Raw genomic sequence first — 21,348 nt, 5'->3', positions numbered from 1 at the left:
GGGTCTCCAGGTAATCCTTCGAGTGAGGGCGCAGCGCCTGGCGCCATCTCAATCCACGTTTTTAGCACGGTCGTTCGTTTGCGGCTGTCCAGGTGGCGACATGCCGAGTTCCGCGCACAGTTGCTCGACGGTGGCACGCAGTTGCACCACCTCGGCTTCCAGCCGTGCCAGGCGCTCTGCCGTAGGGCCGGTGGCGCTCTCGCCCGTTGCGGGGCTTGCGCCCGCAGCCTGCTGCTCTTCGACCGGGCCGCACAGCAGGTGCGCCCAGCGTTGTTCCCGCGTGCCTGGCATGCGGGCCAGCTTGATGACGAGGGGACCGCCTTTTTCGGCCGGGCGGTCTTGCAGCTCCTCCAGGAAACCTTCCACGGAGGAGATGTCGGCAAACCTGTACCAGCGCTCGGTGTTGAGGCGCAGCTCGCCTGCGGTTTGCGGGCCGCGCAGCATCAACAGCCCGAGCAGCACCGCCGATTGCTCCGGCACGCCGATGGCGCGCTGGACGTTGTGCTCAAAACGCGCCGTACGCCCGCCGCTGACTTCGCGTACCAGACCGAGCGGCTTCAAGGTGTCCAGCGCGGCAGCGACCTGCGTTTCGTCGAGTTCCATCAAGGGTTCGCGGCTGGTCTTCTGGTTGCAGCCCAGCAGCAGCGAGTTGAGCGTGAGCGGATAGCTGTCGGGCACGGTGCGGGCTTTTTCCATCAGGGTGCCCAGCACGCGCGCCTCCACGGTACTGAGGGTCGATGGCTGGGGCAGGGTGGAGGTGCTCGGGGTCATAATTCGTGCCGGTATGAAGAACATCGTCATTTTGATCTCAGGTGGCGGCTCCAATATGGCAGCCATCGTCCAGGCCGCCGAGCGCGAGCACTGGCAGACCCGATGGGGCGGGCGCGTGGCCGCGGTCCTGAGCAACACGGCTGATGCCAAGGGCCTGGTCTTTGCGCGTGAACACGGCATCGCCACCGCCGTGCTGGACCACAAGGCCTTTGAGAGTCGCGAGGCGTTTGACGCCGCCATGATGGCCGCCATCGACGCACACCAGCCGGCGCTGGTGGTGCTGGCCGGCTTCATGCGCATCCTGACGCCGGGCTTTGTCGAGCATTACGCCGGGCGCCTGCTCAACATCCACCCCTCCTTGCTGCCGGCCTTCCCGGGCCTGCACACGCACCGCCGCGCCATCGAGGCCGGCTGCAAGTTCGCCGGTGCCACCGTGCACCAGGTCACGGCCGAGCTGGACCACGGGCCCATCCTGGCGCAGGCCGTGGTGCCCGTGCTCCAGGACGACGATGAGCACACCCTGGCCGCCCGCGTGCTGACGCAAGAGCACCTGATCTATCCCCGCGCCATTGCTGATTTGCTACAGAAAATATAGCATCAGGTCTTCGGCGGAGTGCTTTCTCCGACCCAGGCAAAACGCGGCTGGCGCACGCCCTCGATCACCACCTCCTCGCCGAACATCGCCGCAGGCCGCACCCACAGGCCGCGCTCGCCATAGAGTGCGCGGTACAGGGTCATGGGCTCCAGCGTCTCGCTATGGCGCACGGTGCCCAGCACCTCGTACATGAGATTCTTGTAATGCCGGTAGAGGCCGGGGCGGGTTTCGATCAAGGGGGGGAGTTTTTCTTCTTGCATTCGGTGGCCTTCGCGCGATGCGCTACGGTATGCGCCTTGGGGCGGCCCGGCGGCGCATGGGACAATCCTAGACCAAGTTCCAAAGAACGAGATATGCACCCCCAAGCCCTGCTGGACGTCTGTACCGAACTGGTCCGGCTCACCCTCAAATTCGACCACCCGGCCGATGCCATCGTTTCGCGCTTTTTCCGCGACCACCGTGGCCTGGGTCCGCGTGAGCGCGCCACCCTGGCCGAGACCGTCTACACCGTGCTGCGCAAGAAGCTGCTTTTCGAGAAGCTGGCACTTTCGGGCAGCGGGCCCAGGGAGCGGCGCCTGGCCATTCTGGGCTTCTACGGCCCGCGCGACTTCATCAAGAGCGTGCTGACCGAGCAGGAAAAGCAGTGGCTGGACCAGTGCGACCAGGTCAAGCCGACGGAATTGATGGATCTGCACCGCCACAACCTGCCTGAATGGCTGGTGCAACCGCTGAAAGACCAGCTGGGCGCAGGTTTCTGGCCCCTGGTCGAGAGCCTGAACCTGGGCGCGGGCCTGGACTTGCGTGTGAACACCCAATTGGCCAAGCGGGAGGCGGTGCAGAAGGAATTGCAGGCGGCTGGCATAAAGTCGGTGCCCACTCCGTTTTCACCCTGGGGCCTGCGCATCGAAGGCAAACCGGCCCTGAACAAGCTGGACGTCTTCACACGCGGCGCCATTGAAGTGCAGGACGAGGGCTCCCAACTGCTGGCCATGCTGCTCGATGCCCACCGGGGCGAGATGGTGGTGGACTTCTGTGCCGGTGCCGGCGGCAAGACCCTGGCCATAGGCGCGGCCATGCGCAGCACGGGCCGGCTCTACGCCTTCGACACCTCGGCCCATCGGCTGGATGCGCTCAAGCCCCGGCTGGCACGCAGCGGCCTGTCCAATGTGCACCCGGCCGCCATCGCCCATGAGCGTGACGAGCGCATCAAGCGCCTGGCTGGCAAGATCGACCGGGTACTGGTCGACGCGCCCTGTTCCGGCCTGGGCACGCTGCGCCGCAACCCGGACCTGAAATGGCGCCAGAGCCTGCAAGCCGTGGAGGAAATGACGGTCAAGCAAGCCGCCATCCTGGCCAGCGCCGCACGCTTGCTCAAGCCCGGCGGGCGCCTGGTCTACGCCACCTGCAGCGTGTTGCCCCAGGAAAACGAAGCCATCGCCAAGGCTTTCAGCGCGATCCACCCGGATTTTGAGCCGCTTGACGCCGGTCAGCTTCTGGCCGATCTCAAGGTGCCCGGCGCCGAGCGCCTGTGCAGTGGGGGTGAGAATGGTTTGCGTTACCTTCGGCTTTGGCCTCATTTGCATCAAACGGATGGCTTCTTTGCCGCAACTTGGCAAAAAAAGTAGCCATTTGACTTGAATTAAGGTTTTCCGCCTAAAGCTGGCCAGTGCTGGTCAAAAGAGGGTGGAGCCCTTAGAATTGACGCCACAGGCCCGGCTGCTTATTTAAGGCCGGACTTATTAATATTCACTACGTTGAGAGACTTCTATGTTCTTACCTGAATGGGCTGTGCTGAATGCGGCCATCGATTGGCTCGCGCACGGCCTGTTGGATCTGAGCTGGTGGCAGACCGTCCTGGTCGCCCTGGCCTTCACCCATATCACGATTGCCAGCGTCACCATCTTCCTGCACCGCCACCAGGCGCACCGTGCGCTGGACCTGCACGCCATCCCCTCGCACTTCTTCCGTTTCTGGCTGTGGTTGACCACGGGCATGGTGACCAAGGAGTGGGCTGCCATCCACCGCAAGCACCACGCCAAGTGCGAGCAGGCCGAAGACCCGCACAGCCCGCAGGTCTACGGTATCAAGAAAGTCTTCTTTGAGGGCTCCGAGCTGTACCGTGCCGAAGCCAAGAACCAGGAAACCATGGCCCGCTACGGCCATGGCACCCCGGACGACTGGATCGAGCGCAACCTCTACACCCGCTACTCCTGGCAGGGCGTGGGCGTGATGATGATCATCGACCTGATGCTCTTCGGCGCCGCTGGTGCGGCCGTGTGGGCCCTGCAGATGGCCTGGATCCCGATCACGGCAGCCGGCATCATCAACGGCATCGGTCACTACTGGGGTTATCGCAACTTCGAGGCGCCTGACGCCAGCACCAACATCTCGCCCTGGGGCATCATCATCGGCGGCGAGGAGTTGCACAACAACCACCACACCTACCCGACCTCGGCCAAGCTGTCCGTGAAGCCCTACGAGTTCGACATCGGCTGGATGTACATCAGCATCCTGAGCGCCATGGGCCTGGCCAGGGTCAAGAAGACCGCGCCCAAGCTGGCCCTGGGTGACATCAAGCCCGTGGCCGACGACAAGACCCTCGAAGCCCTGATCGCCAACCGCTACGAGATCATGGCGGGCTACGCCGCCGGCATGCAGCGCGCCTTCCAGCAGGAAGTCGCTTCCCTCAAGGCCCGCAGCGCCGACACCGCCGTCATCAAGGCCGCCAGCCGCTGGTTGCACCGCGACGAAGACAAGGTGCCCGCCACCGTGGCGCCCGTGCTGGCCCAGGCCCGCGCTGCTTCTCCGGTCCTGGACAAGATGGTCACCATGCGCGAAGAACTGCGCCAGCTCTGGCTCAACACCTCGCTGTCGCGCGAACAACTGATCGCCGACCTGCAGGCCTGGTGCCATCGTGCTGAGGAAAGCGGTATTGCCGCGTTGCAGGAGTTCTCGATGAAGCTGCGGATGGCGCGCGCCTGAGACGCGTCACCTGCTTCATGCCCAAGCCCGCCGCGTGCGGGCTTTTTCTTTGGCTGGGCTGCGCATGAAAAAAGCCACCCGCAGGTGGCTTGTTCAGGATGTGCGGAACTCGCGGAAGGCGTCGTCGTCGATCTGCGCCAAGGCGGCGTTCAGGCCTTCGGCCAATGCGACAGCCTCCGATGACAGGCCGCGCCGATCCGAGCTGTGCGGGTCCGCGCCGTCGAGGGTGTATTCCCAGCCGAAGGTGCCGTCGCTACGCGCTACCGAGGTCACCACGATGGCTTTGTCGCGGTAGACCTTGGTGCGCGTGTTCACTTTTTGCTTTTGCCGATCGACAGCAACTCGGCCCCCACACCCGCCGACAACAGGCCGGTGCTGGAGTAAATGCCCAGCTTGGCACGCGTGTCCGTGATGTCCAGGTTGCGCATGGTCAGCTGGCCGATGCGGTCCAGCGGGCTGAAGGGCGCGTCTTCGACCTTCTCCATGCTCAGGCGCTCGGGCGCGTAGGTCAGGTTGGGACTGATCGTGTTGAGGATGGAGTAGTCGTTGCCGCGGCGCAGCTCGAGGGTGACCTCGCCGGTGACGGCGTGGGCAATCCAGCGCTGGGCGGCTTCGCGCAGCATGATGGCCTGCGGGTCGAACCAGCGGCCCTGGTAGAGCAGGCGGCCGAGCTTGCGGCCGTTGTCGCGGTACTGTTCGATGGTGTCTTCGTTGTGGATGCCGGTCACCAGTCGTTCGTAGGCGATGTGCAGCAGCGCCAGGCCGGGGGCCTCGTAGATGCCTCGGCTCTTGGCTTCGATGATGCGGTTCTCGATCTGGTCGCTCATGCCCAGGCCGTGGCGCCCGCCGATGCGATTGGCTTCCAGGATCAGTTCAACAGGGTCATTGAACTGCACGCCATTCAGGGCGACTGGCTGGCCTTCCTCGAAGCGCACGGACACTTCTTCGCGCTTGATGACCACGTCGTCCTTCCAGAAGGCGACACCCATGATGGGGTTCACGATCTTCATGCCGGAGTTCAGCTGCTCCAGGTCCTTCGCCTCGTGGGTGGCGCCCAGCATGTTGGAGTCGGTGCTGTAGGCCTTCTCGGCGCTCATCTTGTAGCCGAAGCCGTGCTGCGTCATGAAGGCGCTCATTTCAGCGCGGCCGCCCAGTTCATCGATGAAAAGCTGGTCCAGCCAGGGCTTGTAGATCTTCAGCGCCGGGTTGGTCAGCAGGCCGTAGCGGTAGAAGCGCTCGATGTCGTTGCCCTTGAAGGTCGAGCCGTCACCCCAGATGTTGACGTCGTCTTCCTTCATGGCGGCCACCAGCATGGTGCCCGTGACGGCACGGCCCAGGGGCGTGGTGTTGAAGTAGGTGGCGCCGGCGGTGGTGATATGGAAGGCGCCGGACTGCAGCGCGGCGATGCCTTCGTGCGCCAGTTGGCGGCGGCAGTCGATCAGGCGGGCCAGCTTGGCGCCGTACTCCATGGCCTTGCGCGGGATGGCGTCGTAATCGGGCTCGTCGGGCTGGCCCAGGTTCGCGGTGTAGGCATAGGGCTCGGCGCCCTTGAGCTTCATCCACAGCAGGGCGGCACTGGTGTCCAGGCCGCCCGAGAAGGCGATGCCGACCTTCTGGCCGATGGGGAGGTTTTGCAGGATGGTGGCCATAAAAGATGTCCAGTATTGTTTTCGAAAGCGTCGCGAGGAGTCGTCAGGCGAGGCGCGGGTGCCCGAAGAAAACCGGAGCGCACTTGAGGTGCGTGAGGATTTTCTTCGGGCTGCAACGAAGCATCACGACTCCGCAGTAGCTTTCATCAACCGAAGTGGCAGATGTAGTGGTACGGCTCGGTGACGCGGATCTCGAAGCTCGAGTTGCCCGGCACGCTGAACTTCTGGCCCGCGGCAGACTTGACCCAGGCGTCCGAGCCCTTGAGCTTGTACTCACAGCTGCCGGCCACGCATTCCATGATCTCGGGTGCGCCGGTGTTGAAGGTCAGGGTGGCGGGGAGGACCACGCCGACCGATTTCTTGGTGCCGTCGGCCAGCGTGATGCTGTGGCTGACGCATTTGCCGTCGAAATAGACATTGGCCTGGGTGGTGACGGTCACGCCGTTGTAGTGCTGGGTCATGGTGTGGTGCTCTGTTTGCAGGGGCGAATCCCCGATTTTAAGGCAGGGGGCTGTCGGCCCCGCCCTGGAGGCGTGCTTGCCAGTTGGCAGCGTCGAAGCCCACGGTCATATCCTGCTCGTTCCATTCGACGACAGGGCGCTTGATCACGCTGGCCTGGGCCAGCATCAGTGAGCGCGCGCTCTTGGTATCGATGACGGCCGCCCTGGTGGCATCGTCGAGCTTGCGCCAGGTCGTGCCCTGGCGGTTCAGCAGCTTTTCCCAGCCGGCGCTGGCCAGCCAGTGGTCCAGCCGGGCTTCGGGCACGCCCTGCTTCTTGAAATCGTGGAACTGGACCTCCACCTGCTGTTCAGCAAGCCAGGCGCGCGCTTTTTTCACCGTGTCGCAATTCGGGATGCCATAGAGGACGACGTTTGTTTTCATCGATATTGCCTGTCTGAGAGCTGGAGTGGTTCACGCATTTTCGGGGAACGCCGTCGAACCGCCTTTGCCGGGCCGCTGACGTTATCCCCTTGAGGGGAAGACGGCGGAGCCGGCTCAGGGGTGTTTCCGTTATCCGCGACAATTCTCCCGTATGAACACGCTTTCTGACTGGCTGGCCCACTGCGAGCGCCTGCATCCCAAGACCATCGACATGGGGCTGGACCGCGTCAAGGCCGTGGCCCAGCGCATGGGCCTGCGCTTCGAATGTCCGGTCATCACTGTGGCCGGTACCAACGGCAAGGGCTCCACCTGCGCCATGCTGGAGTCCATCCTCGGCCAGGCGGGCTACCGCACCGGGGTCTACACCTCGCCGCACCTGGTGCACTTCGAGGAGCGTCTGCGCCTGCGGGGGGAGATGGTGAAGGCTGACGAACTGCTGCCCTGCTTCGCGCGCGTCGAGCAGGCCCGAACGGCCGGGGGCGACGAGATCTCGCTGAGTTATTTCGAATTCACTACCCTGGCCATCCTCGACTGCATCGCACAGGCAGGCGTGGATGTCGCCATCCTGGAGGTGGGCCTGGGCGGGCGGCTCGATGCCGTCAACATACTGGACGCCGACTGCGCCATCATCACCAGCATCGATCTGGACCACATGGAGCTTCTCGGTCCCGACCGCGAGAGCATCGGTCGCGAGAAGGCCGGCATCATGCGCACCGGGCGACCGGTGGTGGTGAGCGACCCCGTCCCGCCGCAAAGCGTGATCGATCACGCCGCTGCCATCGACGCCGAGCTCTGGCGCTTTGGCCGCGACTTCAATTATTCGGGCGACAAACAGCAATGGAACTGGGCCGGCCGGGATCGCCGTTACAGCGGCCTGGCCTACCCGGCGCTGCGTGGCGCCAACCAGCTGGTCAATGCCTCGGGGGTGCTGGCGGCCCTCACGGCGCTGCGCGAGCAACTGCCGGTGACGGCCCAGGCCGTGCGCAATGGCCTGGCCTTCGTGGAGCTGCCCGGGCGCTTCCAGATCATCCCGGGCCAGCCCACCCTGGTGCTGGATGTGGCGCACAACCCGCATTCGGTGGCGGCGCTCACGGCCAACCTGGACGCCATGGGCTACTACCCCACCACCCATGCCGTTTTCGGCGCCATGGCCGACAAGGACCTGGCGCCCATGCTGGCGCGCATCATGCCTCTGGTGGACCGCTGGTATTTCACCGATCTGCCCACCCCGCGCGCGGCCCGTGCGGCCGATCTGCAGGCCAGGTGCCAGGCGCTGAACCCGCGCGTGGCAGGGACCTCCGCACTCTTTGCCGACCCCCTCTTGGCCCTGGGAGCCGCCATCGCCGCAGCGGACCCCGCTGATAGAATCGTGGTCTTCGGATCGTTCTACACGGTCGGTGGCGTTCTGAAGGAAGGCGTGCCGCGCCTTCAAGCCCAGCATCTCAAACCCTGAACCGCAGCACATGGCCTTTTTCAAGTTCCGCAAGGGTGGCGACGATCAGACGGCCCCTGCCGCGCAGCCCGAGAGCGTGGAGGTGCTGCGCCGGCGTGCCAAGAACCGGCTGATCGGTTCGGCCATCCTGGTGCTCATCGGGGTCATCGGCTTCCCCCTGCTGGTGGACAAGCAGCCCCGCCCGGTGTCGGTCGATCTGCCCATCGAGATCCCCGACAAGAACAAGGTGCTGCCGCTGACCACGCCCGCTGCGCCGCCGCCAGCCGCCGTGTCCGACGCCGCGCCGGCGCCCTCGGCTGCCGCCTCGGGCCTCGTCGCCGAGCCCACCCCGCCGCCGGCCAAACCCGCCGCCAAACCGGCTCCGGCAGCCAAGGCCGAGACCAAACCAGAACCCAAGTCCTCCAAGCCCGAACCCAAGGCCGAGGCCAAAAAAGCCGACACCAAGAGCGCCGCCGAAACCCGCTACGTGGTGCAGGTCGGCTCCTTCGCCGACGAAAACCGTGCGCGCGACGCGCGCAGCAAGATCGAGCGCGCCGGTCTCAAGAACTACACCCAGGCCGTGGAAACCAAGGACGGCAAACGCATCCGCGTGCGGGCCGGGCCCTTTGCCAGCAAGGCCGAGGCCGAGCGCGCTGCCGAGAAGCTCAAGAAACTCGACCTGCCGGGCACGGTGCTGAGCCTGTAAGGACATGGCCATCGCCGTACTCGACTGGATTTTCATCGCTGCCGTGCTGGCCTCGATCGGCCTGGGCGTCTGGCGCGGTTTTGTCTACGAGGTCATGTCGGTGCTGAACTGGCTGCTGGCCTTCGTGTTGGCCCAGTGGCTGGGGGCCGATGTCGGCCGCCAGTTGCCGATCGACAGCAGTTCGGAGGCCCTGGTCCAGATCATCGGTTTTGTGCTGGTTTTTGTGGTGTCCGTGTTCATCGGCGGTTTGATCGTGTGGGGCATGCCCAAACTGATCGAGCAGGCCGGCCTGCGCCCGGTGGACCGGGTGCTGGGCGGCGTGTTCGGCCTGTTACGTGGGTTCATCCTGCTGCTGGCGCTGACCGTGCTGGTGCTGATGTCGCCCTTGAAAAATCAAGGTTGGTGGCGTGAGGCCAGGGCCCCGAAAGTGTCGGTGGAAGCGCTGAAATTGCTCAAGCCGGTGCTGCCGCTGAGTGTGGGAAAGTATTTGCCTTGAATTGACAGGGCAGCGCACGGACAGGCCGTGTGCACCCGACTGGAAGTGAAACTATGTGTGGAATCGTCGGCGTTGTCAGCAACGCACCCGTCAACCAGCTGATCTATGACTCGCTGCTGCTGCTGCAGCATCGCGGGCAGGATGCGGCCGGCATCGTCACCCAGCAGGACCGCAAGTTCTTCATGCACAAGGCCAAGGGCATGGTGAAGGACGTGTTCCGCACGCGCAATATGCGCGCGCTGCCGGGCAACTGCGGCCTGGGCCAGGCGCGTTACCCGACGGCCGGCAACGCGTACAGCGAAGAAGAGGCCCAGCCCTTCTACGTGAATGCGCCCTTCGGCATCGTGCTGGTGCACAACGGCAACCTCACCAATGCGCAGGCGCTCAAGGCCGAGCTGTTCAACACCGATCACCGCCACCTCAATACCGAGAGCGACTCCGAGGTGCTGCTCAACGTGCTGGCCGACGAGATGGACAAGGCCACCCGCGGCAAGCCGCTGCGCGTGGGCGATGTGTTCGTCGCCGTGCGCCAGATGCACAAGCGCCTGCGCGGCTCCTACGCCGTCATCGCATTGATCGCCGGCCATGGCGTGCTGGCCTTCCGCGACCCCTACGGCATCCGTCCGCTGTGCATGGGCCGCAGCCCGGACGGCACCGTCATGCTGGCCAGCGAATCCGTGGTGCTCGAAGGCACGGGCCATGTGTTCGAGCGCGACATCGCTCCAGGCGAGGCTGTTTTCGTCGATCTGGAAGGCCGTGTCAGCGCCCTGCAGTGCGCCGACATGCCGCAGCTGCACCCCTGCATCTTCGAATACGTCTACCTGGCCCGTCCGGATTCGGTCATGGACGGCATCTCGGTCTACCAGGCACGCCTGAACCTGGGCGAGACCCTGGCCAAGCGCGTGGTCTCCACCGTGCCGCCCAGCGAGATCGATGTGGTCATCCCCATTCCCGAATCCAGCCGCCCCAGCGCCATGCAACTGGCCCAGCTGCTCGGCCTGCCCTACCGCGAGGGTTTCGTGAAGAACCGCTACGTGGGCCGCACCTTCATCATGCCGGGCCAGGCCGTGCGCAAGAAGAGCGTACGCCAGAAGCTCAACGTGATCGGCAGCGAGTTCAAGGGACGCAACGTGCTGCTGGTGGACGACTCCATCGTGCGCGGCACCACCAGCCGCGAGATCGTGCAGATGGCCCGCGAAGCCGGCGCCAACAAGGTCTACATGGCCAGCGCCGCGCCGCCGGTGCGCTTCCCCAACGTCTATGGCATCGACATGCCCACGGTGGAAGAGCTGGTGGCGCACGGCCGTACCGTGGAAGAAGTGCGCCAGATCATCGGCGCCGATGCGCTGATCTACCAGGACGTGGACGCCATGAAGCATGTCATCGGCAAGCTCAATCAAAAGATCAATGGCTTCGACGCCTCGTGCTTCGATGGTGTCTACGTGACCGGTGACATCCAGGCCGAGGACATCGCGCGCATGAATGCCAGCCGCGTCAAGGGTGGCGAGGACGATGCCGACACCTCGCGCCTGGCCCTGCCCAACCACCAGGGGGACTGAGCGGATGAGCAGCAAGGCCAATAGCAGCAAATCCCGGCCCGAAGGCCTGCGCCTGCAGACCCTGGCGGTGCGCGCGGCCGTCGAGCGCAGCCAGTACGGCGAAAACTCCGAAGCCCTGTACCTGACCAGTGGTTATGTGCAGCCCAGTGCGGAGATCTCCGCCCGCCGTTTTGCGGGCGAAGAAGAGGGTTATACCTACGGCCGTTCGGGCAATCCGACGGTGAGCAGCATGGAGCAGCGCCTCGCGGCACTCGAAGGCACCGAGGCCTGCATGGCCACCTCGTCGGGCATGTCGGCGATCATGCTGATGTGCTTCAGCCTGCTCAAGGCTTGCGATCACGTGGTCTTCTCCCAGTCCATGTTCGGCTCGACGATCAAGCTCATCGGCTCGGAGTTCGCGCGCTTCGGCGTGGAGTCCACGGCCGTGCCACAGACCGATCTCGCGGCCTGGAAGGCCGCGATCCGGTCCAACACGCGCCTGTTGTTTGCCGAGACGCCCACCAATCCGTTGACCGAGGTCTGCGATATCGCGGCATTGGCCGAGATGGCGCACAACGCCGGGGCTCTGCTGGCCGTGGACAACTGCTTTGCCACGCCGGCGCTGCAGCGCCCCGTCGACATGAGCGCGGACATCGTCATGCACTCCGGCACCAAATACCTCGATGGCCAGGGTCGTGTGATGGCCGGTGCCCTGTGCGCGAGCGAGAAGCTCGTGATCGAGAAATTCCTGCCTGTGCAGAAAAACAGCGGCATGGTGCTCTCTCCCTTCAACGCCTGGATCGTGCTCAAGGGGCTGGAGACGCTGGACCTGCGCATGCGCGCGCAGAGTGCGCTCGCGCACGAGCTCGCCGAGTGGCTGCAGTCGCATCCGTCCGTGGCCCGTGTGTACTACCCGGGCCTGGCCTCGCATCCCCAGCACGCCCTGGCCATGAAGCAGATGTCCGGTGGTGGCGCTGTGCTGTCTTTTGACGTCAAGGCCGGCAGCCCTGAGCAGGCGCGCGCGCGCGCCTTCCACGTGCTGGATGCGCTGCAGATACTTTCGCTCTGCACCAATCTGGGCGATACCAAGACCCTGCTCACGCACCCGGCCAGCACCTCGCACGGCAAGCTGTCCGAAGCGCAGCGCCAGGCCGCTGGCATCGGCCAGGGCCTGATCCGTGTGGCCGTGGGCCTGGAGCATCCGCAGGACGTGCAGGACGACCTGCTGCGCGGCCTCGACACCCTGTCCTGATTTTTTGTGAACTGATTCCGTGACCCAACGCGTACGCACCCGCTTTGCCCCGTCGCCCACGGGCTTCATCCACCTCGGCAACATCCGCTCGGCCCTTTACCCCTGGGCCTTCGCGCGTGCCACGGGTGGCGACTTCATCCTGCGCATCGAGGACACCGACCTCGACCGCTCCACCCAGGCCGCCGTGGACGTCATCATCGAAGGCATGGCCTGGCTGGGGCTCACGTATGACGAAGGCCCGTTCTACCAGATGCAGCGCATGGCGCGCTACAAGGCGGTGCTGGCCGAGCTGCAGGCCGCCGGTCATGTCTACCCCTGCTACATGAGCGTGGAAGAGCTCGACGCCCTGCGCGAGCACCAGATGGCGAACAAGCTCAAGCCGCGCTACGACGGCACCTGGCGCCCCGAGCCCGGCAAGGCCCTGCCGCCGGTGCCCGCGGGTGTGAAGCCCGTGCTGCGCTTCAAGAACCCGCAGGGTGGTGCCGTGGTCTGGGACGACAAGGTCAAGGGCCGCATCGAGATCAGCAACGACGAGCTCGACGACCTGGTGATCGCGCGCCCCGACGGCACGCCCACCTACAACTTCTGTGTGGTGGTGGACGACATCGACATGGCCATCACCCACGTGATCCGTGGCGACGACCACGTGAACAACACGCCGCGCCAGATCAACATCTTCCGGGCGCTGGGCAAGGCGCCCCCGGTCTACGCCCACCTGCCCACCGTGCTCAATGAGCAGGGCGAGAAGATGAGCAAGCGCAACGGCGCCAAGCCCGTGACCCAATACCGTGACGAAGGCTATCTGCCCGACGCCATGGTGAATTACCTGGCGCGCCTGGGCTGGAGCCACGGCGACGACGAGATCTTCAGTCGTGCACAGTTCCTGGAATGGTTCGACCTGGACCACCTGGGCCGCAGCGCTGCGCAGTTCGACGAGGCGAAGCTGCGCTGGGTCAACGCCCAGCACATGAAGGCCATGGCCGATGATGGCCTGGCGTCGCTGGTGGCCGCGCAACTGCTGAAGCGCGGCATCACCGCCGACGAGCGCCTGCCCCGCATCTGCGGCCTGTTCAAGGACCGCTGCGATACCACCGTGGTGCTGGCCGACTGGGCCCAGGCTTTTTATGGCGACTTGAGTCCGAAGGCCGAAGACCTCAGCCAGCACGTGACGGATGCGGTGAAGCCGGCCTTGGTGCAGCTCAAGGACAAGCTGGCCGCCTGTGCCTGGGACAAGGCCAGCATTGCCGCAGCCATCAAGGAAGTGCTCACCGCCGCGGGCCTGAAGATGCCGCAGCTGGCCATGCCGGTGCGCGTGCTCGTGCTGGGCACGCCCCAGACGCCTTCGCTGGACGCCGTGCTGGAGCTGTTGCCCCGCGAAAAAGTTCTGGCCCGTTTGCAAAGGGCCTGAATTTCAGTCTATAATTCGAGGCTCGACGCGATGGTCCTGAAAAATCATCGAAGCGAAATGGGGGTATAGCTCAGCTGGGAGAGCGCTTGCATGGCATGCAAGAGGTCATCGGTTCGATCCCGTTTACCTCCACCAATTTCTCGTCGAGTCGGAAACAGTCCAGGTTTTGACCCTATCGTCTAGAGGCCTAGGACATCACCCTTTCACGGTGAGTACCGGGGTTCGAATCCCCGTAGGGTCGCCAAGTTTTGCCGCACTTGGCCTGCTTGTCTCTAGCAAGCAGGCAAAACGCAGCAACTGGAGTGGTAGTTCAGTTGGTTAGAATACCGGCCTGTCACGCCGGGGGTCGCGGGTTCGAGTCCCGTCCACTCCGCCAATATTGATAAGGGTTAGCAGGTAAGTACCTGCTAACCCTTTTCTCTTTTTCGGCCTCCGTGTCCTAGCGGTGTCCTAGATTTCCCGAGTCCTTCAGCTGTTGCGAAAACAGTCTTCACAGTTGGTCAGGGTCGTGTGGCGTATGGCGCTCACGCTGAAGCCGGATCTAATCGAGAAAGCTCGCGTAGGGCGGCCCAGACGGTCCGAACAAGACAGCGTGCGTCGATACTCGCGCCATGCTCGCATTCACCCAAGAAGAAGCCGACAAGATCACCGCGTACATGAACTGGCAAGCACCCGACTTGATCGTCGAGTTTGTGCAGAAGGTGTACTCCGAGAACGTCCTCAGTTCGACGCACGATGTGTGGGATGTGCACACCAACGTGGACCGGTGGTGGGTCATCACGGGGATGACCAACCTCTATTCGCAAGAGCAGTTCCCGAACATGGACCTTGCGCTGACTTTCCACATCGGTCTGTGTCTGCGCATCCCGATGAACCATCGCTCCAAGTTGGAGGAGCTGCCAATTGAGCCCTTCGGGGAGTGCTATCGCTACCTCGAAGAAGCGTCCGAGGCGGTACGACACGCGCACGAGGTCGGCGACTACCAGGCAGTCGGTGTGCGATGTCGCGAAGCGCTGCTCTCGTTAGTCGGCGCCGCGCAAACTGTCATCCCTTGGGCGTCTACCGAGGAGAAACCGAAGCGTGCTGACCTGAAGGCATGGGCCGATCACATTTGCGCGACGGCACTGCCTGGCGCAACGCACGAACACAGACGGCATCTCTTCAAGACGCTGCTGGAGAGCGCGTGGAAGTTCGTCAACTGGCTAACCCACAGCAAGAAGTCGAAGTGGCATGACGCAGAGGCCGCCTTCTCGATCACTGAGCATGCTATTGGGAACTGTTCGGCCGTGGTGGTGCGACTGCTGCGGAAGGTGCCCGAGGAGTGCCCCGCCTGCGGTTCGCATCGTCTGTCTCCGCATCGTGGATTCCACGAGGATTTCCCGGAAGACGAACTGGAGTGGCCGGCCTGCGACAAGTGCGATTGGATGGGCGAGCCCGTGCTGATTGAAAAAGTGGCGCGTGAACCTGAGGAGGACAGCCCCTCGCCATCAGGCGAGCACGTCCTGCCGACCGTGCCGCTGAGAACGCTGATGCGCCCGAAGGGCAGTCGCGACGACACCGAAGAGTAGGCCTGGACGATGAGCTATGACACCACAGTTGAGGGCTACCTGAAACGTTGCAAACAGCGTCGTGATGCCGGTAGTCTGCAAGACCTCTTGTACGCAGCCCTGGAGCTTCGATTGGGGGTCGAGATGCGTCTGGCGGAAAGTGTGCAGGCTGTTGACGGCTTGACAGTTGCGCAGCGCCGTCAGTGGAAGGTCGTCCATCTTGCAAACACGCTACAGACTGTCAAGTGGAGCAATGGAGATGACGTTCTGGTGATGCTCTGTCACTTGAAAGACCCGGACGAGACCTTTGAGCTTCACTACTTCCCGGTGACAAAGCGGCTGACAGAAACAGTCGGTCGGCTGGGAGACTTCCTTCATCGAAACGAGCGCCTCGTGTCGGACCAAGCAGCTGTGCATAGGGAGTTGACTACACTTGTGAAGGAAGGCTACGGCGACCTGTTGATGGCAAGCTCAGGTGAGCTTCTCGGCCTACCGCAGCTTGACCCCAAGACGGGCTCATTGAATGTGATTTTGAAGTTTCCCAATGGTGATCCGCGGGCGGCGGCATTGCAGGAAGCGTTCAAGAGTGGGCGGCAGTACCGCATCGATTGGGTCACGATTACGCCAGTAGGTCAGCCCACTTTCTACGACGCAGAACCGGCAGCTGCCGCGTCAGACTCGGAAAGCGCCTGAGAAGGGCAGTCCGGCCAGCCTGTCACCCTTCACGTCATTCGACCATCTATGCGATCCGCGATCCACGCTTGTACTGCAGTTTCCGACCATGTCGCAGCCCTCTTTCCGGCTTTGACTGATCGTGGAAATACGCCTCTTTGCATCTGTTCATAGATCGCTGAACGCCGAAGTCCTGTCAGGCGTTCAACGTCAGGAAGTCTCAAAAGTCTGTCAGGTGCGCGCATTTTCGTAGGTGGCAATTGCTGAACAGACACTACGCCAAGCAGCGTCAGCGCCTCGTGCAGCAGCTGTGCGGCTTGCAAGGTTCGGTGGACTGCGGAGTCCGTAGCACTTGTCTCTTTCGACGCGCAGTCGTTGTGGGCTCGCATATGGCAGTCCTTTCGTCCGTCCCGCGCTGGCGTCCGTTGCCGTTGCGGTATGTCCATAGATTGCCGTGGATGCCTGTGGTGCCCAACCTACTGCAGCAAAGCGAATCGCGTGGAGGCGTAGCGGTCCCACTATTGAGCTGGACTCAGGGATCTCGTTGTCTTGGTTCGCATGGCCTTGAACGCGCGATCACGCGCCATGAAGGCCTCCAGCATATGCGGAACAAGTGAGGCCGCATCAACTCGCTCTCCGTAGGTCTGCGAATGCTGGGTCGCATAGCGGTCGAGCATCGCCTTGAGGTCGGAGGGGATGGTGATAGTGAGCTTCACTTTCGTTGCCTTGGGCAAGGGGCCGAGGCGGAGCTTGGTTGCGCTCATTGCGACGATCCTCTCTGAAAAAACAACGGCTGATAGGGCCGCAGCACCAGATCCTTGCTGACCATCACCCGCATGGGAAACCCGGGCCGGATCGTCAGCGTCGGCTGGATGCTCATGTTGCGCTTGGTGATCTCCTGCCCGACCTGGTGCACCGTCTCCTGCGCGCTCTCACGCCCCGCGATGACGATGCGGTTGCCATCTGTGCGGTTCTCAGGCGCGGCCAACTCGGCACCAACGCCCAGCAACGTAGACAACGCAGCGCCAGCCAGGATGCGGTCCCAATGCCAATCGACACCATCTTCAAGCCCGGCGTAGCCCGCAGGGTCGATGCCGGGCAGGCGATCCAGCGCCACCGACGACGTGTCAGGCAGGATCAACCGCGTCCACACCAGCAGCACGCGCCGCTGGCCGAAGGCCACCTGGCTGTCGTAGCGGCCGATCAGGCGCGAGCCCTGTGGAATCAGCAGATGGCGGCCCGTGGCGGTGTCGTAAACCGCTTCCGACACGTTGGCGATGACTTGCCCAGGCAGGTCGGAGTTGAGCCCTGTCACCAATGCCGCCGGGATGATGGTGCCTGCCATCACCTGGTACGGCGACGCCGGCAACTGCAAGCTGCCAAGATTGCGCGTCGAGGTGTCGCCAGCCTTGGTGATGAACGCCTCCTTCTGATCCTGCTGGTTCTGCATGGCCGTTGGATCGGCCGGCTGCGCAGGGGGAGCAGTGGTCCCCATCGGGTTGAACGGCTGATTGCCTGAAGCCAATGTCGGAGGATCAACGACGGTCTGCGCGGCGCCCGGCTTCGGTCCTCCGCCACTCGCACCGCTTCGGAAAAACACAGACGACCGGGCCGCCTCTTCGGCCGCCAGCCGCTCGGCCTGCGCCGGATCGACGCCGCCGCCCGGCGGCCGCGTCTCCATCGGCTGCTGCGCCTTGACGATAGCCGGACCCAGGTCGCCGGGCAGCGGCTCGCCCAACACTGGCGGCCCATGCTTCACGGCGGGCGGAATACCCGCATAGTCCTTCGGCAACTGGTCCATGTTCTCGGCGCGTGAGACGCGATCGACGTTGTACAGCTCGGTGGCGGGATTGCGCTGGCGCTTGTTCGACTGCAGCGACCACAGGGTGCCGCCGAGCACGGCGGCGGCCAGGACGCCGGCACCGAGAGCCAGCACACGGCGGTTCAAGCGCGTGACAGGGCGAGGCGAAGCGCGCAAGGCCACGGATTCGGGTTCGACCTTCGCGGCCGACGCTGGCGCTTCATCGGGGGATGTGCTCATGTTCAGTTCCTCCGCGTGGCGCCCGCTCCGACTCCATCCGTGCGCTCGATGCGCACCACCTGCGCCTGGTCGCCGCCCAGCCGCAGTTCGGCCGCGCCGAACAGTCGGTCCACAACGTAGTATGGGGAGCGGAAGCGGTAGTTCACCAGTTGCCCATCGCCTCGCGGGCCGATCACAAAAAGCGGCGGCAACTCGCCCTGCGCGATACCACCCGGGAACTGGATGTAGACGCGCTCCCCGTCGTCGAAGGCGCGCAGCGGCTTCCACGGCGGACTGTCGCCGCTGACGACATAGCGGAACCTGATCTGCTCCAGCGTCATGCCGGTTTCCACCGGCGCGCTGGCCTGGGCTTGCTGCACCTGCTTCTGTAGGGCCAGCATTCGGTCCTTCGGGTAGTCCCAGGACACAGAAGCCATCCAGGCCTGCGGCGTGGAAGAGAGTTCGAGCAGATAGGTACGACGGTTGGTCGTCACCACCAGGTTGGTTTTCAGGCCAACGCGCGTCGGCTTCACGAGGATATTCACGCGCAGCGACGCACCCGCCCCGCTGGCCGTATCGCCCACGATCCAGCGAACCGTGTCACCGGCCGAGACCGTCACCAGCTCCTCGCCTTGCTGCAAGGCGATGACGGTCACACGTCCAGGGCTTGTGTAGACCTGATACAGCGCGCCGTCGGCGTAGGGCCAGACCTGGATCGCGTTGACATAGCCCTCGCGCGTCGGTGCGATCCGGGCCTCCATGTTGGCGCGAGAGACGCGCAGCTTCTCGTCCGCGGGTTCAGGTGCCACCTTGGCGTCGGATTCGTTCGGCAGTGCCTTCATCTGCTCGGGCAACGGCAAAGGCTTCGGCACCTCAACTACTTCGATGGGCTTCGGTGGCTCCGGCAGCGGCTGCGCGGCGACGGCAACGGGGTCGTCCAGCGAGATCGACGGCGGCGGCTTGCCCTGCGTGGCGCAGCCAGCGAGGACCAGCAGGATCAACGGCAGTACGGATTTACGGAGATGTGTCTTCATGGCTTTGTTCCTTTCATTGCATCGGTGGCTTCGAGTTCACGGCTCCAGGACAGGCCGTTGACGTAGATGCCCAGTGGGTTCTTGCGCAGGCGCTGCTCGGTGCGCGGTGGCTGCAGCACCACCGACAGCACCGCCGTCCAGCGCTCCGTCCCCGACGGCGCGCCGTTGGCATAGCTGCGCTCGATCCAGCGCACCTGAAAAGACGTGTCGCTGGCCCGCACCACGCTCGTCACCTCAACGGCCACCGAGCTTTGGCCGATGCGCGAGAAGGGATCGTTCGCCCGCGCGTAGTCGTTCAGCGTCGCGGCGCCGCGGTCCGTCGTGTACTCGTAGGCTTCGAGCCAGTTCTGCCGCACCACGATCGGGTCGATCGACAGTGAACGCACGTCGGTGACGAAGCGCGCCAAGTGGTGCGCAATCTGCGCGTCATTGGGCTTGTAAGGCGAGGCGGCTTCGCCGACGGCGCGCACTTGGCCGGCGTTGTCCACCTCGATAACGAATGGCGTCACGATGGATTGGGCCGAGCGCCACACGAGGCCGCCGGCCATCAGCAGGGCGAGCGACAGGCAACCGAAGGCCATCAATCGCCAATTCTTGGCCTGCACGCGCGCGCTGCCAATGCGCTGGTCCCAGACCTGCGCGGCGGCCTGGTAGGGAGTGACGGGCTCGGGAGTCTCCGAGTACCGCACCTGGGGTCGTTTGAATCGCATCTGGATCTCCTAAGAATTTGAGTCATCGCGCAGGCTCGGACTGGCACCGCTGCCGCCTGCATCGCCCGAGCGCAATGCATGCGCGGTTGTCGTGGCTGCATGCGTGATCTGCTGTTTGCGGCGCATCTGCTTAGCCCATGCGGGCTCGGCCGCTGGCGTTCTCGATTCGCCTGCGTCCGTCGCCTTGGCTGACGCGGGTGCAGCGGCATCGGCGACAAAGTTCCCCACGCCGTCCTTGACCGCCTTGGCGCCGGACGCCACGCGCTGACCTACGGCGCTGGCGCCGCTGCGTGCAACGTTGGCCAGGCCGGCGCCTGCCGCGCGCATGCCGCCAGCACCCGATGCCGCGGCACCGGCCTGGTAGGTCGCTTGCGCCCCGCTGGCTATAGAACTGGCGGACCGTGCAGCGGCGGCGCCCCCACCGATAGCAGCACGCGCAGCACCCGGCGCCATGCGTGCCCCTGCGGCCACCGCCGAACCGGCGCCCGCCAAGGCCGCACCGCTGGCAACAGCCAGACCCGCAGCGCCCAGCACGGTGCCCGCTGTCGCCCCTGCGCCAAGTTGCGGCGCACCCGACACCAGACCTGTCGCAATGCCCGGCCCGAAGATGCCCAGACCCAGCATCGCCAGCGCGGCCAGCATGATGACCAGAGCGTGGTCGATGGACGGTTCGGTGCCGGGAGGCACCGTGAACTCGGTGAACAAGCCCGTGCCGATGCCCACAATCACGGCCAGCACCAGCACCTTGATGCCCGAGGACACCACGTTGCCCAGCACCCGTTCAGCCAGAAACGCTGTCTTGTTCCACAGCGCGAACGGCACCAGTACGAAGCCCGCGAGCGTGGTCAACTTGAACTCGATCAGCGTCACGAAGAGCTGCACCGCGAGAACGAAGAAGCTCACGATCAGCACCAGCCAGGCCAGGAACAGCACAGTGATGACATCGAGATTGGCAAACACCTCCGGAAAGCCCGTCAGCTCGCTGATCTGCTTCATGATCGGCGCGCCGGCCTCCACGCCCACGCGCGCCAGCCGCCCTGGCTGCAACAGTTCACCCTGGGTCATCGACGAACCGGACGCGACCAGCCCGAGCCCGGCGAAGGACCGGAACACAATGCCCGACAGGCCGTTGAAGTTGTTCAGGATGAAGGCGAAGGCGCCGACGTACAGCACCTTCTTGACCAGCTTGCCGATCACGTCGTCGCCACCGCCGCCGCTCGCATTGCTCATCGCCCAGAAGAGGCCTGCCAGCGTCATGTCGATTGCGACCAGCGTGGCCGTGAGGAAGCCCACCTCACCGCCCAGCAGGCCAAAGCCGGAATCGATGTAGCGCGAGAAGACGTCGAGGAACCGGTCGATAACCGACAGGTCATTCATCGCTCAGTCCTTGGCTGCTGGCGCTGAAGTTGCGGGGGCCGGCGTCGCCGGCGTGTGATTCGGCCCGCCGCTGCCGAAAAAGCGCCGACGTGTGGCCTCGGCCACGGCGTTGCACTGGGCATCGCCGATCCTGGCCCGGTCCACCTTGCACTGCGCGCGCAACTCCTTCAGGCGCTCGGGATTGGCCACCAGCGATTCGACCGACTCGAAGGGTGTGGGCTTGCCACAAGCAGCCTGCAGCGCTGCCAGCACCACGATCAAGAGCTTCCGCATGCGT

24 protein-coding genes and 3 tRNA genes are annotated in these 21,348 nt (G+C 64.4%); 14 read left to right on the top strand and 13 right to left on the bottom strand.

The window, feature by feature from the left end; genetic code table 11:
* Positions 1–48: 48 nt before the first annotated feature.
* Positions 49–771, bottom strand: a complete 723-nt coding sequence (locus AC1RRP_RS13025) for a YceH family protein (RefSeq protein ID WP_493036770.1) — start codon at positions 769–771, stop codon at positions 49–51.
* A 13-nt stretch (positions 772–784) separates the two neighbouring features.
* On the opposite strand from AC1RRP_RS13025, the gene purN reads away from it, so the two are divergent.
* Positions 785–1,366 carry a phosphoribosylglycinamide formyltransferase gene (gene purN / locus AC1RRP_RS13020; protein ID WP_493036768.1) on the top strand — a complete coding sequence of 194 codons (582 nt, stop codon included), beginning with the start codon at positions 785–787 and terminating at the stop codon, positions 1,364–1,366.
* A gap of 2 nt (positions 1,367–1,368) precedes the next feature.
* Here the strand turns inward: purN and AC1RRP_RS13015 are convergent, their stop codons facing one another.
* Positions 1,369–1,626, bottom strand: coding sequence for a DUF1653 domain-containing protein (locus AC1RRP_RS13015; RefSeq protein WP_493036766.1), 258 nt, complete (start codon positions 1,624–1,626; stop codon positions 1,369–1,371).
* 93 nt (positions 1,627–1,719) lie between these two features.
* Between AC1RRP_RS13015 and AC1RRP_RS13010 the strand changes: the two genes are divergently transcribed.
* Together AC1RRP_RS13010 and AC1RRP_RS13005 are read left to right on the top strand one after the other, a co-directional pair.
* Positions 1,720–2,991 carry an RsmB/NOP family class I SAM-dependent RNA methyltransferase gene (locus AC1RRP_RS13010; RefSeq protein WP_493036764.1) on the top strand — a complete coding sequence of 424 codons (1,272 nt, stop codon included), beginning with the start codon at positions 1,720–1,722 and terminating at the stop codon, positions 2,989–2,991.
* 142 nt (positions 2,992–3,133) lie between these two features.
* Positions 3,134–4,348 (top strand): DesA family fatty acid desaturase, encoded by a 1,215-nt coding sequence (locus tag AC1RRP_RS13005; RefSeq protein WP_493036762.1) that lies wholly within the window; start codon positions 3,134–3,136, stop codon positions 4,346–4,348.
* Between the two features lie 93 nt (positions 4,349–4,441).
* Here the strand turns inward: AC1RRP_RS13005 and AC1RRP_RS13000 are convergent, their stop codons facing one another.
* The 4 genes from AC1RRP_RS13000 to AC1RRP_RS12985 all read right to left on the bottom strand — a co-directional run bounded on the left by AC1RRP_RS13000 (position 4,442) and on the right by AC1RRP_RS12985 (position 6,879).
* Positions 4,442–4,663: a hypothetical protein gene (locus AC1RRP_RS13000; RefSeq protein ID WP_493036760.1), complete on the bottom strand. Its 222-nt coding sequence runs from the start codon at positions 4,661–4,663 to the stop codon at positions 4,442–4,444.
* Positions 4,660–5,997 (bottom strand): argininosuccinate synthase, encoded by a 1,338-nt coding sequence (gene argG, locus AC1RRP_RS12995; RefSeq protein WP_493036758.1) that lies wholly within the window; start codon positions 5,995–5,997, stop codon positions 4,660–4,662. Before argG ends, AC1RRP_RS13000 begins: the two co-directional genes overlap by 4 nt.
* 146 nt (positions 5,998–6,143) lie before the next feature.
* Positions 6,144–6,458, bottom strand: coding sequence for a pyrimidine/purine nucleoside phosphorylase (gene ppnP / locus AC1RRP_RS12990; RefSeq protein WP_493036756.1), 315 nt, complete (start codon positions 6,456–6,458; stop codon positions 6,144–6,146).
* 37 nt (positions 6,459–6,495) lie between these two features.
* Positions 6,496–6,879 carry an ArsC family reductase gene (locus AC1RRP_RS12985; RefSeq protein WP_493036754.1) on the bottom strand — a complete coding sequence of 128 codons (384 nt, stop codon included), beginning with the start codon at positions 6,877–6,879 and terminating at the stop codon, positions 6,496–6,498.
* A 151-nt stretch (positions 6,880–7,030) separates the two neighbouring features.
* On the opposite strand from AC1RRP_RS12985, the gene folC reads away from it, so the two are divergent.
* The 11 genes from folC to AC1RRP_RS12930 all read left to right on the top strand — a co-directional run bounded on the left by folC (position 7,031) and on the right by AC1RRP_RS12930 (position 15,951).
* Positions 7,031–8,332, top strand: coding sequence for a bifunctional tetrahydrofolate synthase/dihydrofolate synthase (gene folC, locus AC1RRP_RS12980; RefSeq protein WP_493036752.1), 1,302 nt, complete (start codon positions 7,031–7,033; stop codon positions 8,330–8,332).
* Between the two features lie 10 nt (positions 8,333–8,342).
* A complete protein-coding gene (locus AC1RRP_RS12975) occupies positions 8,343–9,017 on the top strand; it encodes an SPOR domain-containing protein (protein WP_493036750.1) in 675 nt (224 codons plus the stop codon).
* Positions 9,018–9,021: 4 nt separating this feature from the next.
* A complete protein-coding gene (locus AC1RRP_RS12970) occupies positions 9,022–9,513 on the top strand; it encodes a CvpA family protein (protein ID WP_493036748.1) in 492 nt (163 codons plus the stop codon).
* 53 nt (positions 9,514–9,566) lie between these two features.
* On the top strand, positions 9,567–11,072 hold the full coding sequence (purF, locus tag AC1RRP_RS12965; RefSeq protein WP_493036746.1) for an amidophosphoribosyltransferase: 1,506 nt from the start codon (positions 9,567–9,569) through the stop codon (positions 11,070–11,072).
* A gap of 4 nt (positions 11,073–11,076) precedes the next feature.
* Positions 11,077–12,303: an O-succinylhomoserine sulfhydrylase gene (locus AC1RRP_RS12960; RefSeq protein WP_493036744.1), complete on the top strand. Its 1,227-nt coding sequence runs from the start codon at positions 11,077–11,079 to the stop codon at positions 12,301–12,303.
* A gap of 19 nt (positions 12,304–12,322) precedes the next feature.
* Positions 12,323–13,711, top strand: a complete 1,389-nt coding sequence (gltX, locus tag AC1RRP_RS12955) for a glutamate--tRNA ligase (RefSeq protein WP_493036743.1) — start codon at positions 12,323–12,325, stop codon at positions 13,709–13,711.
* Between the two features lie 59 nt (positions 13,712–13,770).
* Positions 13,771–13,846: transfer RNA gene (locus AC1RRP_RS12950), tRNA-Ala, on the top strand.
* Positions 13,847–13,879: 33 nt separating this feature from the next.
* Positions 13,880–13,955 (top strand) — tRNA-Glu (locus tag AC1RRP_RS12945).
* A gap of 55 nt (positions 13,956–14,010) precedes the next feature.
* Positions 14,011–14,087 (top strand) — tRNA-Asp (locus AC1RRP_RS12940).
* A gap of 235 nt (positions 14,088–14,322) precedes the next feature.
* Positions 14,323–15,279 carry a hypothetical protein gene (locus tag AC1RRP_RS12935; RefSeq protein ID WP_493036741.1) on the top strand — a complete coding sequence of 319 codons (957 nt, stop codon included), beginning with the start codon at positions 14,323–14,325 and terminating at the stop codon, positions 15,277–15,279.
* 9 nt (positions 15,280–15,288) lie between these two features.
* Entirely contained in the window at positions 15,289–15,951 is a 663-nt protein-coding gene (locus AC1RRP_RS12930) for a hypothetical protein (protein WP_493036740.1), read from the top strand.
* A gap of 29 nt (positions 15,952–15,980) precedes the next feature.
* Here the strand turns inward: AC1RRP_RS12930 and AC1RRP_RS12925 are convergent, their stop codons facing one another.
* The 7 genes from AC1RRP_RS12925 to AC1RRP_RS12895 form a co-directional block, all read right to left on the bottom strand.
* Positions 15,981–16,175: a helix-turn-helix transcriptional regulator gene (locus AC1RRP_RS12925; protein WP_493037094.1), complete on the bottom strand. Its 195-nt coding sequence runs from the start codon at positions 16,173–16,175 to the stop codon at positions 15,981–15,983.
* A 273-nt stretch (positions 16,176–16,448) separates the two neighbouring features.
* A complete protein-coding gene (locus tag AC1RRP_RS12920; RefSeq protein ID WP_493036739.1) occupies positions 16,449–16,694 on the bottom strand; it encodes a DUF2274 domain-containing protein in 246 nt (81 codons plus the stop codon).
* Positions 16,691–17,977 carry a TraB/TrbI/VirB10 family type IV secretion system protein gene (locus AC1RRP_RS12915; protein WP_493037092.1) on the bottom strand — a complete coding sequence of 429 codons (1,287 nt, stop codon included), beginning with the start codon at positions 17,975–17,977 and terminating at the stop codon, positions 16,691–16,693. The genes AC1RRP_RS12920 and AC1RRP_RS12915 overlap by 4 nt, the downstream gene beginning before the upstream one ends.
* Positions 17,974–18,984 carry a P-type conjugative transfer protein TrbG gene (gene trbG / locus AC1RRP_RS12910; RefSeq protein ID WP_493036737.1) on the bottom strand — a complete coding sequence of 337 codons (1,011 nt, stop codon included), beginning with the start codon at positions 18,982–18,984 and terminating at the stop codon, positions 17,974–17,976. The genes AC1RRP_RS12915 and trbG overlap by 4 nt, the downstream gene beginning before the upstream one ends.
* A complete protein-coding gene (gene trbF / locus AC1RRP_RS12905; protein WP_493036736.1) occupies positions 18,981–19,694 on the bottom strand; it encodes a conjugal transfer protein TrbF in 714 nt (237 codons plus the stop codon). Before trbF ends, trbG begins: the two co-directional genes overlap by 4 nt.
* A gap of 9 nt (positions 19,695–19,703) precedes the next feature.
* Complete coding sequence (trbL, locus tag AC1RRP_RS12900) at positions 19,704–21,071, bottom strand: P-type conjugative transfer protein TrbL (protein ID WP_493036735.1); 1,368 nt, start codon at positions 21,069–21,071, stop codon at positions 19,704–19,706.
* Positions 21,072–21,074: 3 nt separating this feature from the next.
* Positions 21,075–21,344, bottom strand: coding sequence for an EexN family lipoprotein (locus AC1RRP_RS12895; RefSeq protein WP_493036734.1), 270 nt, complete (start codon positions 21,342–21,344; stop codon positions 21,075–21,077).
* Positions 21,345–21,348 lie beyond the last annotated feature (4 nt).

This window comes from Hylemonella sp. GW821-FHT12C09 (genome assembly GCF_058807395.1).
The sequence above is the reverse complement of the archived record's forward strand: the minus strand, read 5'-3'. Positions and strand labels throughout refer to the sequence as shown.

Coding starts and splice junctions, on each gene's coding strand:
- AC1RRP_RS13025 (WP_493036770.1), bottom strand. CDS start 771: ATGACCCCGAGCACCTCCACCCTGCCCCAGCCATCGACCCTCAGTACC.
- purN (WP_493036768.1), top strand. CDS start 785: ATGAAGAACATCGTCATTTTGATCTCAGGTGGCGGCTCCAATATGGCA.
- AC1RRP_RS13015 (WP_493036766.1), bottom strand. CDS start 1,626: ATGCAAGAAGAAAAACTCCCCCCCTTGATCGAAACCCGCCCCGGCCTC.
- AC1RRP_RS13010 (WP_493036764.1), top strand. CDS start 1,720: ATGCACCCCCAAGCCCTGCTGGACGTCTGTACCGAACTGGTCCGGCTC.
- AC1RRP_RS13005 (WP_493036762.1), top strand. CDS start 3,134: ATGTTCTTACCTGAATGGGCTGTGCTGAATGCGGCCATCGATTGGCTC.
- argG (WP_493036758.1), bottom strand. CDS start 5,997: ATGGCCACCATCCTGCAAAACCTCCCCATCGGCCAGAAGGTCGGCATC.
- ppnP (WP_493036756.1), bottom strand. CDS start 6,458: ATGACCCAGCACTACAACGGCGTGACCGTCACCACCCAGGCCAATGTC.
- AC1RRP_RS12985 (WP_493036754.1), bottom strand. CDS start 6,879: ATGAAAACAAACGTCGTCCTCTATGGCATCCCGAATTGCGACACGGTG.
- folC (WP_493036752.1), top strand. CDS start 7,031: ATGAACACGCTTTCTGACTGGCTGGCCCACTGCGAGCGCCTGCATCCC.
- AC1RRP_RS12975 (WP_493036750.1), top strand. CDS start 8,343: ATGGCCTTTTTCAAGTTCCGCAAGGGTGGCGACGATCAGACGGCCCCT.
- AC1RRP_RS12970 (WP_493036748.1), top strand. CDS start 9,022: ATGGCCATCGCCGTACTCGACTGGATTTTCATCGCTGCCGTGCTGGCC.
- purF (WP_493036746.1), top strand. CDS start 9,567: ATGTGTGGAATCGTCGGCGTTGTCAGCAACGCACCCGTCAACCAGCTG.
- AC1RRP_RS12960 (WP_493036744.1), top strand. CDS start 11,077: ATGAGCAGCAAGGCCAATAGCAGCAAATCCCGGCCCGAAGGCCTGCGC.
- AC1RRP_RS12935 (WP_493036741.1), top strand. CDS start 14,323: ATGCTCGCATTCACCCAAGAAGAAGCCGACAAGATCACCGCGTACATG.
- AC1RRP_RS12930 (WP_493036740.1), top strand. CDS start 15,289: ATGAGCTATGACACCACAGTTGAGGGCTACCTGAAACGTTGCAAACAG.
- AC1RRP_RS12925 (WP_493037094.1), bottom strand. CDS start 16,175: ATGCGCGCACCTGACAGACTTTTGAGACTTCCTGACGTTGAACGCCTG.
- AC1RRP_RS12920 (WP_493036739.1), bottom strand. CDS start 16,694: ATGAGCGCAACCAAGCTCCGCCTCGGCCCCTTGCCCAAGGCAACGAAA.
- trbG (WP_493036737.1), bottom strand. CDS start 18,984: ATGAAGACACATCTCCGTAAATCCGTACTGCCGTTGATCCTGCTGGTC.
- trbF (WP_493036736.1), bottom strand. CDS start 19,694: ATGCGATTCAAACGACCCCAGGTGCGGTACTCGGAGACTCCCGAGCCC.
- trbL (WP_493036735.1), bottom strand. CDS start 21,071: ATGAATGACCTGTCGGTTATCGACCGGTTCCTCGACGTCTTCTCGCGC.
- AC1RRP_RS12895 (WP_493036734.1), bottom strand. CDS start 21,344: ATGCGGAAGCTCTTGATCGTGGTGCTGGCAGCGCTGCAGGCTGCTTGT.